This window comes from Nocardioides sp. SR21 (assembly GCF_022761125.1).
Classification (GTDB): Bacteria; Actinomycetota; Actinomycetes; order Propionibacteriales; family Nocardioidaceae; genus Nocardioides.
In genome coordinates, this window is record NZ_JAKWJR010000001.1 from 97170 (window position 1) to 110438 (window position 13269).

Sequence of the window (13269 nt, forward strand, 5' to 3'; positions counted from 1 at the left end):
CGTACAGATGATTGCTCTGCACGGAGGCGAGACCATCCCGGTCGTCGACCCGACCTCCGCGGACGGCGTCTTCAGCCTGCTCTGGCTGATCATCGCGCTGCCCCTGGCGGGCGCTGCGATCCTGCTGATCGGTGGCAAGTACACCGACAAGTGGGGCCACCTGCTCGGCACGGCGCTGCCGATCGGCTCGTTCGTCCTGTCGGTGGTGATGTTCTTCAGCCTGCTCGGCCGGGCCGACGACGACCGCCAGGTCTCGCAGCACCTGTACACCTGGTTCGAGGTCGGCCACCTCGACGTGGGCATGGACCTGCTGTACGACCCGCTGTCGGCGCTGTTCCTGCTGCTGATCACCGGCGTCGGGTCACTGATCCACGTCTACTCGATCGGCTACATGTCGCACGACCCGCGTCGGCGCCGGTTCTTCGGCTACCTCAACCTCTTCGTCTCCGCGATGCTGATGCTGGTGCTCGCCGAGAACTACCTCGGCCTGTTCCTCGGCTGGGAGGGCGTCGGCCTGGCGTCGTACCTGCTGATCAGCTTCTGGCAGCACAAGCCCAGCGCAGCGGCTGCGGGCAAGAAGGCGTTCGTGATCAACCGCGTCGGCGACATGGGTCTGTCGCTCGCGATCATGATGTTCTTCGTCCTGTTCGGCTCCACCAGCTTCACGGTGATCAGCGAGAACGTCGCCAACGCGTCGGAGACGCAGGTGACGATCCTCGGCCTCCTGCTCCTGGTCGGTGCCTGCGGCAAGTCCGCGCAGTTCCCGCTCCAGGCCTGGCTGCTGGACGCGATGGAGGGCCCGACCCCGGTGTCGGCGCTCATCCACGCCGCGACCATGGTGACCGCGGGCGTCTACCTGATCGTCCGCTCCAACTTCGTGTTCGAGCTCGCCCCGCACGCGCAGACCGCCGTGGTGGTCGTCGCGATCATCTCGATCTTCTGGGGTGCGTGGATCGGCTGCGCGAAGGACGACATCAAGAAGGCCCTCGCCGGCTCCACGATGAGCCAGATCGGCTACATGATGCTGGCCGCCGGCCTCGGCGTCGCGGGCTACGCGTTCGCGATCTTCCACCTGCTGATGCACGGCTTCTTCAAGGCCAACATGTTCCTCGGCGCCGGCTCGGTCATGCACGGCATGGACGACGACGTGGACATGCGCCACTACGGCATGGTCCGCAAGGCGATGCCGATCACGTACCTGACGTTCGCGATGGGCTACCTCGCGATCATCGGGTTCCCCGGTTTCTCCGGCTTCTGGTCGAAGGACAAGATCATCGAGACCGCGCTGGCCGACAACTGGCTGGTCGGGCTCTGCGCCCTGCTGGGCGCGGGCGTCACGGGCTTCTACATGACCCGGATGATGCTGATGACGTTCTTCACCAACAAGCGCTGGGAGAAGGACGTCCACCCGCACGAGTCGCCGTCGGTGATGACCGTGCCGTTGATCGTGCTCGCCGCACTGTCGGTGCTCGGCGGGGTCCTCATCCTCAACGACTGGATCGTCGACTTCCTCGCGCCGGTCACGGGCGTCGGTGCGCACGAGGACCCGCCGCTCCCGGCGCTTGTCATCAGCATCATCGCCGTGTGCGTGGTGGCTGTCGGTGTCGCCCTGGCCTGGGTCCTGATCGGCAAGCGCGACGTGCCGCGCGAGGCGCCCCAGGACGTCTCGTTCGTCACGCGGGCCGGCCGTGAAGAGGTCTACGGCAACCTGATCAACGACACCCTCGTGGTGAACCCGGGTCGTCACGCAGTCGCCGGCTCGCTGGTCCTGGACGACAAGGTGGTCGACGGCGTCCTCACCGGCGGCCCGATGGCGGTCGGCGCGCTCGCCACCGTCGGACGCCGGGTCCAGAACGGCTACGTCCGCTCCTACGCCCTGTCCCTGCTCGCCGGCACCCTGATCGTCGTGCTGGCCCTCCTGGCGGTGAACCTGACGTGAACGACTTCCCCTGGCTGACAGTCCTCTGGGCCGTGCCCCTCGTGGGTGCGGTGCTGGTGGCCTTCCTGCCCAAGGCGCCCGGCTCGGTGCTGCCCAAGCAGGTCGCGCTGGGCTTCTCGCTGCTCACGCTCGCGGTGGGCATCGCGGTCGCCGCGCAGTTCGACACCGGCGACGGTGGCATGCAGCTGCAAGAGACGCACACGTGGATCGAGGCGTTCGGCGTCCACTACGCGCTGGGTGTCGACGGGCTCGGCCTGCTGCTGATCCTGCTGACCGTGGCCCTCGTCCCGGTCGTGTTCGTCGCGTCCTGGAACGAGGCGGACGGCAGGAACGTGCCGGCGTTCTTCGCCTGGGCGCTCGCCCTCGAGGCGTTCGCGCTGATCGTGTTCGCGGCGACCGACGTGTTCCTGTTCTACGTCGTGTTCGAGGCCACGCTGATCCCGGCGTACTTCCTGATCGGCGGGTTCGGCCGTGAGGGCCGCGCGTTCGCGGCACTCAAGTTCCTGATGTACCAGCTCGGCGGTGGCCTCGTGCTGCTCGCCGCGGTGATCGGGCTGTACGTCGTGTCGGCCGACGCCGGCAACCCGTCGTACCTCCTGTCGGACCTGCAGAACATCGACATGAGCACCACGTGGGAGCGGTGGCTGTTCATCGGCTTCATGATCGCGTTCGCGGTCAAGGCGCCGCTGTTCCCGCTGCACACGTGGCTGGCCGACACGACCGAGAAGGCGACGCCGGGAACCAGCGTGCTGCTGGTCTGCGTGCTCGACAAGATCGGCACCTTCGGCATGCTGCGGTTCTGCCTCGGGCTGTTCCCGGAGGCCTCGCAGTGGGCGACGCCGGTCGTCGTGACGCTGGCGCTGATCTCCATCGTGTACGGCGCGTTCCTCGCGATCGGCCAGGACGACATCCTGCGCCTCATCGGCCTGACGTCGCTGAGCCACTTCGGCTTCATCACGCTCGGGATCTTCGCGTTCAGCAGCCAGGGTGGCTCCGGCTCGATCCTCTACATGGTCAACCACGGTGTCGGGACCGCCGCGCTGTTCCTGATCGCGGGCTACCTGATCAAGCGCAAGGGCACCTCGCTCATCAGCGAGATCAGCGGCGTCCAGAACCGGGCGCCCGTCCTCGCCGGCCTGTTCCTGATCGCCGGCCTCGCGACGCTCGGCCTGCCCGGCCTCAGCCAGTTCGTCTCCGAGATCCTGGTGATGATCGCGGCCTTCGACTACCACTGGTGGGTCGGCGTCGTCGCGGTCACCGGCATCGTGCTCGCCGCGATCTACGTGCTCTGGCTCTACCAGCGCACGATGACCGGCCCGTCGGTCCCCGGCGACGAGGGACTCAAGGACCTGAACCGGCGCGAGCTGGTCGCGGTCGTGCCCCTGATGGTCGCACTGGTGTTCTTCGGGTTCTTCCCGATGCCGCTGCTCGACGCCGCGAACCCGACCGTCGACACCCTGCTGGAACACGTCGGGGTGTCCGATGACGAACCCACGGTGCCGGCCGCGGACCACGCCGAGGAAGGTGCTCACTGATGGACTTCGTGAAGCCCAGCATCGAGTACGCCGAGATCTGGCCGCTGCTCGTCATCTTCGGGGTCGCGTGCCTCGGTGTCGTCGTCGAGGCCTTCGTGCCGCGCGAGCGCCGCTACCTCGTGCAGACCGTGCTCGCCGCCCTGGGGCTGGTGGCCGCCCTGGTCGGCACCATCATGATCGCGGGCGAGCTCGACGTCCTCGGGGACGGCCAGGCGCGTGGCCTGATCGGCGTCGAGGGCTCGCTCGCCATCGACGGGCCGACGGTGTTCCTGTGGGGCATCATCCTGGTCTTCTCGCTCGGCGGCGTGCTGCTGTTCGCGGAGCGCCGGCTCGAGGGCGGGGTGTCGGCGTTCGCCGGCCAGGCCGCCGCGCTGCCGGGCACCGAGGCGGAGCGCCAGGCGTCGACCCGCGGCCTCGAGCACACCGAGGTTTACCCGCTGATGATGTTCGCGGTCTTCGGCATGATGATGTTCCCCGCCGCGAACGACCTGCTGACGCTGTTCGTCGCGCTCGAGGTGCTCTCGCTGCCGCTGTACCTGCTCTGCGGCCTCGCCCGCCGGCGCCGGCTGCTCAGCCAGGAGGCCGCGCTCAAGTACTTCCTGCTCGGTGCGTTCTCCTCCGGCTTCTTCCTGTACGGCGTCGCGCTGGTCTACGGCTTCGCCGGCTCCATGGACTACGCCGACATCAGCGAGGCGGTCAGCAACGACGTCGGCAACAGCACGCTGCTGCTGATCGGCCTCGGCATGCTCGCGGTCGGCCTGCTGTTCAAGGTCGGCGCCGCGCCGTTCCACAACTGGACCCCGGACGTCTACCAGGGCGCCCCGACCCCGGTCACCGGCTTCATGGCCGCCGGCACCAAGATCGCCGCTTTCGGCGCGCTGATGCGACTCTTCTACGTCGCCTTCGGATCCGAGCGCTGGTCGTGGCAGCCGATGCTGTGGGTGATCGCGATCCTGACGATGGTCGTCGGCGCCGTCCTCGCGGTCGTGCAGACCGACATGAAGCGGATGCTGGCCTACTCCTCGGTGGCGCACACCGGCTTCCTGCTCACCGGCGTGCTCGGCGTGCAGCAGGCCTCGCAGCTCTCCGACGGCGAGGTCACCTCGATGCAGGCGGTGCTGTTCTACCTGACGACGTACGGCTTCGCGATGATCGGCGCCTTCGCCGTGGTGACGCTGGTGCGCGACTCCGGTGGCGAGGCGACGTCGTTCGCGCGCTGGCAGGGTCTCGGCAAGCGGTCGCCGCTGGTGGCCGGCCTGTTCGCGTTCTTCCTGCTGTCGATGGCCGGCATCCCGCTGACCGCCGGCTTCGTCGGGAAGTGGGCGGTGTTCACGGTCGCGCTGTCCGCCGGCGCCTGGCCGGTGGTGATCGCCGCGATCCTCTGCAGCATCGTCGCGGTGTTCTTCTACGTGCGGGTGATCGTGCTGATGTTCTTCGTCGAGGGTGAGCCCGAGGGCGAGGTGGCCAGCGTGACCCGGCCGTCGATCCTGACCAGCGCGACCATCCTCGTGGGCCTTGCCGCGACCCTCGTCCTGGGCATCCTGCCCGGCCCGGTTCTCACGCTCGCGGCCCATGCGGGAGAATTCGTCAGGTGACGTTCCCTGGGTTGGCGCTTCCCGTAACTGACGACGCTCTCGCCGGTCGGCTTCGCGACCGGATGGTCGTGGTCGAGGAGGCGCTGGCGGGCCACGTCCGCAGCCGCGCAGGCTTCGTCAGTGAGACCGCCGGCCACCTGATGGCCGCGGGCGGGAAGCGGTTCCGGCCGCTGCTGGTGCTGCTCGCCGCGGAGACCGGCGACCACCCGGAGTCCGAGGAGGTCGTCACCGCGGCGTGCGTCGTCGAGCTCACCCACCTGGCGTCGCTGTACCACGACGACGTCATGGACGAGGCGGACCTGCGCCGCGGCGCCGACACCGCCCACTCCATCTGGGGCAACCACGTCGCGATCCTCACCGGCGACTTCCTGTTCTCGAAGTCCTCGGAGCTGACCGCCGACCTGGGCGCGGACGCCGTCCGCATCCAGGCGCAGACGTTCACCCGCCTGGTCGAGGGGCAGATCCTCGAGACCGTCGCGCCGCAGCCGGGGGAGGACCCGCTCGCGCACTACCTCGAGGTGGTCGCCGGCAAGACCGGCTCGCTGATCGCCACGTCGGCCCGGTACGGCGCCCGCTTCGGCGGCGCCTCCCAGGAGGTCGAGGAGGCGCTGACGGCGTACGGCGAGATCGTCGGCTCGGCGTTCCAGCTCTCCGACGACATCCTCGACATCGCCTCCGACTCCGGCGAGTCCGGCAAGACCCCGGGCACCGACCTGCGCGAGGGCGTGCCCACGCTGCCGGTGCTGATGGCCCGCGCCGCGAACGACCCCGCCGACGCCCGCCTGATCGAGCTGCTCGACGGTGACCTCGGCGACGACGACCGGCACGCCGAGACGCTCGACCTGCTCCGCAAGCACCCGGCGATGGACGAGGCCCGCGCCTACGTCGTCGCCCAGGCGGCCGAGGCCAAGGCCAAGCTCGCCGTACTCCCCCCGGGCCCGGTCCGCGACGCCCTCGAGGCGTTCGCCGACGTGGTCGCCGTCCGCTCCTCCTAGTCCGGTCGTCCTAGTCGGGTCGTCCGCCTCTCGGGTGGCTCTGGACCGTCGGCAGGCGGACGACTCACCCTGCTCGATTCGGGTTAGGTTAGGCTCACCTCACTTTCATAGAGTGAGGAGTCTCCCGTGGCGCGTCGTGCCCTGTTCGTCCTGCTCGCCCCTGCGCTCCTCGTCGGCTGCGGCAGCGAGAGCGATGACAGCACGGTGGACGCCGAGCCGACCACGCGCGTCGTGGAGAGCGCGTACGGCGAGGTCGAGATCCCGGCCGAGCCGCAGCGGATCATCGCGGACCTGATGACGGTCGACTACCTCACCGCGCTCGGCTACGACACGAACAACGTCATCGGCGTCTTCGGGCTCGACTTCCACGCGTCCGACGAGGAGCACTACCTCGCCGACGAGCTGGCCCGCGACGACCTGTTCGACCCCGGCTTCCCGTACGAGGTGGACCTCGAGGCCGTCGCCGCGGCCGACCCGGACCTGATCCTGCTGCCGTTCGACCAGATCGACGGCGCCAAGGGCCGCGAGAAGCTGGCGGCGATCGCGCCGCTGGTCGCGGTGCCGACCAGCGAGGAGGACGCCGACGGCGGGCGGTACGGCGGCACCGCGTCGTTCCAGGACTGGCGCGGCACGCTGCGGTCGTACGGCGAGCTGCTGGACCGCGAGGACGAGGCCGAGGCCTACATCGCGGAGACCGAGGCCGAGATCGAGGAGCTCCGCGAGGAGCACGCGGACCTCATCGCCGGGACCGAGGTCGTGCAGGCCAAGAGCACCCCGGACTACGTGGCGATCAACCCGATCGAGACCGACCTGGCCGCGCTCGGGTCGATCCTGCTGGGCGAGCTCGGCTTCCACGAGCCGGCGGCCGTGCAGGACGCGGAGATCGACGAGTGGGGCTCGGTCGACGTCTCCCAGGAGAACACCACCCTGCTCGACGGGGACCTGCTGTTCCTGGAGGTGCGCGAGGGCTCCGACCGGCACGAGGGCTCGCCGCTGTGGGGCACCCTCGACGTCGTGCAGAACGACCGCGTCGTGACGGTCGGCAACCACTGGCAGTTCGGCGGTGCCGTCGGCGCCCGCGAGGTGCTCGCGGACATCGACGAGACGCTGACCGAGCTCGCCGCGTCCTGATGCACCCCCTCGCCGCGACCGCGGCCCGCGCCGACGCGCGTCGCGACTGGCTCGCCATCTCGTACGGCGAGTCCGTCCCGGACGGCTGGTCGCGCTGCAGCGAGGTCGACGCCGAGCGCATCGCCGCGTGGGAGGACCGGGTCGAGGCCTGGCACCGCACCGAGATCGGCAGGAGCCACCCGATGTCGACGACGGGCTACGTGCTGAGCTACTACGCCGACATCGCGGCCACGGTCGGCGGGCTGTTCTTCCACGTCGACCGCCGGGTGCCGTCGCTCGCGCGTGAGTCCGTGGCGTTCCGGACCGAGGACACCTACACCTACCCGGACGGCGTGGTCCTCCTGGACGGCGCGTTCTGGTGCCTGCCCGGAGACGAGGCGGCAGGCCACCCCGACGCGACCGTCGTGCCGGACGAGGCGGCGCTCGCGGCGGTGCTGCGCGCGCAGGTGCGCGACCACGCGGACGACTTCCTGGCGTCGTACCGCCCCACTGCCCGGCTGCCGCGCCGAGCCCTGCTCGGGGCCTTCTTCGATGCCCTGGACAGCGGCTTCGGGCCCGAGCAGCCGGACCCGTCGGAGGTGACCGCGACGTTCGGCTCGGCGCGGGCGGTGCTGCCCGGCCCGACCGACCAGTTCCCGCAGGGCAGCTCGTACTACCTGCTCGGAGGCGAGCACCTCATCCGGACGCGGGTGGGCTGCTGCTACTACTTCAAGGTCGGCGACGACGGTGCGTGCACGACGTGCCCGCGCACCTCGGAGGAGGAGCGGGTGCGCCGGATGGCCGCCACTCCCTGACGTTCTGTCACTCGCTCGGGACCTCCCCGGCGGCGTCGTCGCCGCGTACGCCGTCCTCGGCCGTCTCGGGTGGCCCCTCGGTCTCGGCCTCGGCCTCCTCGGTCGCGGCCATGATCCGGGCGATGTCGGCCCGGTCGCGCTCGGACGGGAAGCCCCAGCCCGGCCGGTAGCCGTACACGTCCTCGAGGAGCCGGCCCTCGCTCAGGTTGTCGAGGACCTCCACGCTGTCGGGGCCGATCAGCGCGGGGTGCTCGACCCCGCAGGTCTCCGAGACCTTGAGCAGGTCCCGGCGCAGCGTCTTCACGTAGTTCGTCACGCGCTCGGCCTTCGACGCCGGGTCGAGCCCGCGCGCCAGCCACGGGTTCTGCGTCGCGACGCCGGTCGGGCACTCGCCGGTGTGGCACTTCTGGGCCTGGATGCAGCCGACCGCGAGCATCGCCTCACGGGCGACGTTCACCATGTCGGCGCCGAGCGCGAACGCCACGACGGCGTTGTCGGGCAGGCCGAGCTTGCCGGAGCCGATGAACGTGACGTCCTCGTGGAGGCCGCGCTCGGCGAAGGCGGCGTACGCCCGGGCGAACCCGAGCCGGAACGGCAGCGAGACCGCGTCGGTGAAGATCAGCGGGGAGGCGCCGGTGCCGCCCTCGCCGCCGTCGATCGCCACGAAGTCGACGCCCCGGTCGCGGCGGTCCATCAGGTCCGCCAGCTCGTTCCAGAAGCCGAGGTCGCCGACGGCGGACTTGATGCCGACCGGGAGGCCGGTCTCCGTGGCGAGCAGCTCGACGAAGTCGAGCATCGAGTCGACGTCGTCGAACTCCGCGTGCCGCGACGGGCTCAGGCAGTCCACGCCCTCCGGCACCCCGCGCGTCTCGGCGATCTCGCGGGACACCTTCGGCGCGGGCAGCACGCCGCCGAGGCCGGGCTTGGCGCCCTGGCTGAGCTTGATCTCCAGCGCCCGGATCGGTGTCGACGCGACGAGGTCCTTGAGGCGAGCCAGGTCGAAGCGCCCCTGCTCGTCCCGGCAGCCGAAGTACGCCGTACCGATCTGGAACACGAGGTCGGCACCGTTGCGGTGGTACGGCGACACCGCGCCCTCGCCGGTGTTGTGCAGGCAGCCGGCCTCGGCGGCGCCGCGGTTGATCGCCTCGATCGCGCGGCCGGACAGGGAGCCGAAGCTCATCCCGGAGACGTTGACGACCGACGCGGGGCGGAACGCGTGCGTGCGTCCGCGCGGGCCGCCGAGGACCTTGGCGGACGGCAGTCGCGCCTCCTGGCCGACCGCGCCGTGGGTGGGATGGGCGCGGCCGAACGTGCGGTGGTGGACGATGACGTTGCCGGAGCCGTGCTCGAGGTCGTTGTCGGTGCCGAAGCCGAAGTAGTTGTTCTGCAGCTTCGACGACGCGTACACCCACCGGCGCTGGTCCCGGCTGAACGGCCGCTCCTCGTCGTTGCCGGCGACGATGTACTGCCGCAGCTCCGGGCCGATCGCCTCCAGCCAGAACCGCGCGTGCCCGACCACGGGGAAGTTGCGCAGGATCGCGTGCCGACGCTGGAGCAGGTCGTGGGTGGCGACCGCGCCGAGCGCGGCCAGGGACACGCCGGCCAACGTCTTCTTCATGCCTAGCCGGTACCCGCAGCCTCCATGGCATGCACGGCGGGAGCGGGCATGGAGAACACCTCGGTCAGCCCGGCGAGGTCGCACGCGCGCCGGAAGTGCTCGTCAGCGCCGATCAAGGTGATCGAGCCGTCGAGTCGCTGCGCGGCGTTGTGCAACCGCACCAGCGCACCCAGGCCGGCCGCGTCGACGAAGGTCACGTCCGTGACGTCCACGACGAAGTGGCGGGACCCCAGCGCCAGCGCGTCGTCAGCGCGCCAGCGCAGGAGCAGTGCGGTGAAGGCGTCCAGCTCCCCGCGGAGGGTCAGCCGTGCTCGATCGTCTTGAACGGAGAGGGATGCGAAGAACTCCATGCGCCGGTCCACTTCGAATGGTGTCTCGACCGGGAACGGAGGCGCCTTGGGCGGCGGGTCACGAGAAACTCTCGGCACCTTCGACGGTACGGCGCACCCTGCGGAATGCCTCCACCCGCGCGGGTGTGATCACACGCCGGTGTCGTCGGTCGAGTCGAAGCCGTTGCGGAAGCCCCAGGCCACCGCCTGCGCCCGGTTGGTCGCCCCGATCTTGCGGTAGGCCGTGCGGATGTAGGTCTTCACGGTGTTGATGCTGAGGTAGGACCGGCGCGCGATGTCGCCGTTGGTGAGGCCGCGCACGATGAACGACAGCATCTCCGCCTCCCGCTCGGAGAGCCCGGCGGCCTGGCCGGGCCAGGTCTGGGTGGGTGCGTCGTCGCCGCCAGCGACCGGCACCTGTTCGCCGCTGTGCAGCGCGACGATCGCGCCGACCAGCTCGGGAGCGCTCATGCTCTTGTGCAGGTAGCCCGCGGCGCCGGCCTGCCGGGCCGCGTCCTCGGGGTAGTCGTCCCAGCTGTAGACGACGACCTTCGCGTCGTTCTCCGCGACCATCCGGCGCAGCTTGGCGTCCTCCCCCGGCAGCCGGCCGAACGTGTCGAAGAGGATCACGTCGGGCTCGTGCAGCATCGCGTTCGGGTTCGTCGTGATGTCGACGATCTGGACCTGGTCGGGATGGCGCGCCAGCATCGCGGCGAGACCGAGCAGAGCGATCTCGTAGTCGTTGGACAGCGCCACCCTGACCGGGCGCTCCGGGCTGTGCGTTGCAGGTTCCACGACCACTCCGTTCCCGTCCGCGCGACACCCATTCCTCAAAGTCCACCCGTTCGGGTGGGATTCGCGTCCTCGCGTTCGCGGTACCTCCAGGTCAGTGCAGGCGATGGCCCCGACTTCCCCTCACGCAGCGGGGAGTCGGGGCCATCGCTCGGCGCCGTCGGATCAGGAGCCGGAGACCCGCCCGCCCTCGACGTGCCAGCGCTGGTCGAGCCGGACGTTGTCCAGCAGCCGGCGGTCGTGCGAGACCAGCAGCAGCGCGCCGTCGTACGACTCCAGCGCCTCCTCGAGCTGCTCGATCGCCGGCAGGTCCAGGTGGTTGGTGGGCTCATCGAGCACGAGCAGGTTCACGCCGCGGGCCTGGAGCAGCGCCATCGCAGCGCGGGTGCGCTCGCCGGGCGAGAGCCGGCCGACGAGGCTGGTGACCTGGTCGGCCTTGAGGCCGAACTTCGCGAGCAGGGTGCGTACGTCGGCGGGCGTCATCTGCGGCAGGACCGCCTCGAACGCGTCGCCGAGCGGCAGGTCCTCGGCCAGCCCGGTGCGGGCCTGGTCGATCTCCCCGATCTCGACCGAGGCGCCCAGGCTGGCCCGCCCGGTCGTCGGCGCCAGCCGGCCCAGCAGCAGCCGGAGCAGCGTGGTCTTGCCGGCACCGTTCGGGCCGGTGACGCCGATCCGGTCGCCGGCGCTGACCTGGAGCGAGGCGGGGCCGAGGGTGAACTCGCCGAGGGTCGCGGTCGCCTGGTCGAGCGTCGCGACGACCGAGCTCGACCGCGGAGCCGCCCCGATGGAGAACTGCAGCGTCCACTCCTTGCGCGGCTCCTCGACCTCCTCGAGCCGGGCGATCCGGGACTCCATCTGCCGCACCTTCTGCGCCTGCTTCTCCGAGGACTCCGTCTGCGCGCGGCGGCGGATCTTGTCGTTGTCCGGCGACTTCTTCATCGCGTTGCGCACGCCCTGCGAGCTCCACTCCCGCTGGGTGCGGGCGCGGCCGACCAGGTCGGCCTTCTTGGCCGCGAACTCGTCGTACGCCTCGCGGGCGTGCCGGCGCGCGATCGCCCGCTCCTCCAGGAACGAGTCGTAGCCGCCGTCGTACACCGTCACCTGGTGCTGGGCGATGTCGAGCTCGACGATGCGGGTGACGACGCGGGCGAGGAACTCGCGGTCGTGGGAGACGAGCACGACCCCGGCGCGCAGCCCGCGCACGAAGGTCTCCAGGCGCTCGAGACCGGCCAGGTCGAGGTCGTTGGTGGGCTCGTCGAGCAGCACGACGTCGAAGCGGCTGAGCAGCAGCGCGGCGAGCGCGGCGCGGGCGGCCTGGCCTCCGGAGAGGGACGTCATCAGCGCGTCGGGTCCGACGTCCAGGCCGAGGTCGGCGAGCGTCGGGGCCAGCCGCTCGTCGAGGTCCGGGGCGCCGCTCGCCAGCCAGTGGTCGAGCGCGTGGGCGTACTCGTCCGCGGCGGTGGGGGAGTCGCCCTCGAGGGCGGAGGCCGCGCGCTCCATCGCGTCGGTCGCAGCCGAGGCGCCGGTACGACGCGCGACGTACTCCCCGACGGTCTCGCCGGCGACCCGCTCGTGCTCCTGGGGGAGCCAGCCGACGAACGCGTCGCTCGGCGCGGTCGTCACGGAGCCGTCGAGCGGGTCGAGGTCGCCGGCGAGGATGCGCAGCAGCGTGGTCTTGCCGGCGCCGTTCGCGCCGACGACGCCGACCACGTCGCCCGGAGCGACGGTCAGGTCCAGCGCCTCGAAGAGGGTCCGGTGTGCGTGGCCGCCGGCGAGGTTCTTGGTGACGAGGGTCGCGCTCACCGGGGAATCCTAGTTTCCGGCGGTGATGCGCCAGTCGGCGACGTCGACCACGAAGTGCGTGAGCACCAGCGCGCCGAGGTAGAACGTCGACACCGCGAGCGCCGCACCGGCCCGCGCGAGCAGCGAGCTGTCGCGCACGTAGGTGAACGCCGTGGCCGCCGCCCACCCGAGCGCGGCCTCGGCAGGTACGACGTACACCGCGACTCCCAGCAGCCGGTGGGTGTCGCCCACCGGCTCCCAGAGGCCCAGCGTCGGCGCGAGGATCTCCGCGCCGAGGAACACCAGGCCGGCGAGGAGGGCGGACCGGCCGGGCCGGCAGTCGGCGAGCGCGAGCGCGATGAACAGCGGGGCGAGCCACATCGCCGCCATCGCCAGCGGGATCACGTCGTCCACGCGCGGGCCACCGGTGTCGGGGAACCGCAGCGTGCCGATCACGTCGGCGAGCACCCAGTCCGGCAGCACCTGGAAGACCGAGACCAGCGCGAGGAAGCCGGCCAGCGCGAGCAGGTCGCGGCGGCCGGTCGCGCGGCACACCCACAGCAGTGCGGCGGCGTACGCCACGACGACGACGAGCACGCCCCAGCCCTGGGCGGGTGGGTCCAGCGCCAGGGCGACCGCGCCGCCGGCGAAGAGCCCCACGTGGACGCCGATGATCGGGCCGAGGCCTCGGGTCGCGGTCACGCGGGACAAGGTAGCGGTGGCAGGCTCCGTCGTGTGACGGATGATGAATTTGACTAT

The 13269-nt window shown here is 70.8% G+C and carries 11 protein-coding genes; 6 read left to right on the top strand and 5 right to left on the bottom strand.

All coding sequences use genetic code 11. The features are described from left to right. Positions 1 to 7: 7 nt before the first annotated feature. From nuoL to MJ604_RS00560, 6 genes are all read left to right on the top strand, one after another. Positions 8 to 1939 carry an NADH-quinone oxidoreductase subunit L gene (nuoL, locus tag MJ604_RS00535; RefSeq protein WP_243056324.1) on the top strand — a complete coding sequence of 644 codons (1932 nt, stop codon included), beginning with the start codon at positions 8 to 10 and terminating at the stop codon, positions 1937 to 1939. Next, the gene (locus MJ604_RS00540) at positions 1936 to 3474 is read left to right on the top strand and encodes an NADH-quinone oxidoreductase subunit M (RefSeq protein WP_243056325.1); all 1539 of its coding nucleotides are present in this window, start codon (positions 1936 to 1938) and stop codon (positions 3472 to 3474) included. The genes nuoL and MJ604_RS00540 overlap by 4 nt, the downstream gene beginning before the upstream one ends. Next, on the top strand, positions 3474 to 5069 hold the full coding sequence (gene nuoN, locus MJ604_RS00545) for an NADH-quinone oxidoreductase subunit NuoN (protein ID WP_243056326.1): 1596 nt from the start codon (positions 3474 to 3476) through the stop codon (positions 5067 to 5069). The genes MJ604_RS00540 and nuoN overlap by 1 nt, the downstream gene beginning before the upstream one ends. A gap of 62 nt (positions 5070 to 5131) precedes the next feature. Next, positions 5132 to 6064, top strand: coding sequence for a polyprenyl synthetase family protein (locus tag MJ604_RS00550; RefSeq protein ID WP_279235271.1), 933 nt, complete (start codon positions 5132 to 5134; stop codon positions 6062 to 6064). A gap of 126 nt (positions 6065 to 6190) precedes the next feature. After that, a complete protein-coding gene (locus MJ604_RS00555) occupies positions 6191 to 7195 on the top strand; it encodes an ABC transporter substrate-binding protein (RefSeq protein WP_243056328.1) in 1005 nt (334 codons plus the stop codon). After that, complete coding sequence (locus tag MJ604_RS00560) at positions 7195 to 7989, top strand: (2Fe-2S)-binding protein (protein ID WP_243056329.1); 795 nt, start codon at positions 7195 to 7197, stop codon at positions 7987 to 7989. The genes MJ604_RS00555 and MJ604_RS00560 overlap by 1 nt, the downstream gene beginning before the upstream one ends. 7 nt (positions 7990 to 7996) lie before the next feature. Here the strand turns inward: MJ604_RS00560 and MJ604_RS00565 are convergent, their stop codons facing one another. The 5 genes from MJ604_RS00565 to MJ604_RS00585 form a co-directional block, all read right to left on the bottom strand. Next, the gene (locus MJ604_RS00565) at positions 7997 to 9607 is read right to left on the bottom strand and encodes an FMN-binding glutamate synthase family protein (RefSeq protein ID WP_243056330.1); all 1611 of its coding nucleotides are present in this window, start codon (positions 9605 to 9607) and stop codon (positions 7997 to 7999) included. Positions 9608 to 9609: 2 nt separating this feature from the next. Next, complete coding sequence (locus tag MJ604_RS00570; RefSeq protein ID WP_243056331.1) at positions 9610 to 9969, bottom strand: STAS domain-containing protein; 360 nt, start codon at positions 9967 to 9969, stop codon at positions 9610 to 9612. 117 nt (positions 9970 to 10086) lie between these two features. Next, positions 10087 to 10731 carry a response regulator transcription factor gene (locus tag MJ604_RS00575; RefSeq protein ID WP_243056332.1) on the bottom strand — a complete coding sequence of 215 codons (645 nt, stop codon included), beginning with the start codon at positions 10729 to 10731 and terminating at the stop codon, positions 10087 to 10089. Between the two features lie 162 nt (positions 10732 to 10893). Further along, positions 10894 to 12531, bottom strand: a complete 1638-nt coding sequence (gene abc-f, locus MJ604_RS00580; RefSeq protein ID WP_243056333.1) for a ribosomal protection-like ABC-F family protein — start codon at positions 12529 to 12531, stop codon at positions 10894 to 10896. A gap of 9 nt (positions 12532 to 12540) precedes the next feature. Then, positions 12541 to 13212 (bottom strand): hypothetical protein, encoded by a 672-nt coding sequence (locus tag MJ604_RS00585; protein ID WP_243056334.1) that lies wholly within the window; start codon positions 13210 to 13212, stop codon positions 12541 to 12543. Positions 13213 to 13269 lie beyond the last annotated feature (57 nt).

What these genes read in the sequence shown, in the direction of transcription:
- MJ604_RS00560 (WP_243056329.1), top strand. Translation starts at nt 7,195, where the DNA reads ATGCACCCCCTCGCCGCGACCGCGGCCCGCGCCGACGCGCGTCGCGAC.
- nuoL (WP_243056324.1), top strand. Translation starts at nt 8, where the DNA reads ATGATTGCTCTGCACGGAGGCGAGACCATCCCGGTCGTCGACCCGACC.
- MJ604_RS00565 (WP_243056330.1), bottom strand. Translation starts at nt 9,607, where the DNA reads ATGAAGAAGACGTTGGCCGGCGTGTCCCTGGCCGCGCTCGGCGCGGTC.
- MJ604_RS00550 (WP_279235271.1), top strand. Translation starts at nt 5,132, where the DNA reads ATGGTCGTGGTCGAGGAGGCGCTGGCGGGCCACGTCCGCAGCCGCGCA.
- nuoN (WP_243056326.1), top strand. Translation starts at nt 3,474, where the DNA reads ATGGACTTCGTGAAGCCCAGCATCGAGTACGCCGAGATCTGGCCGCTG.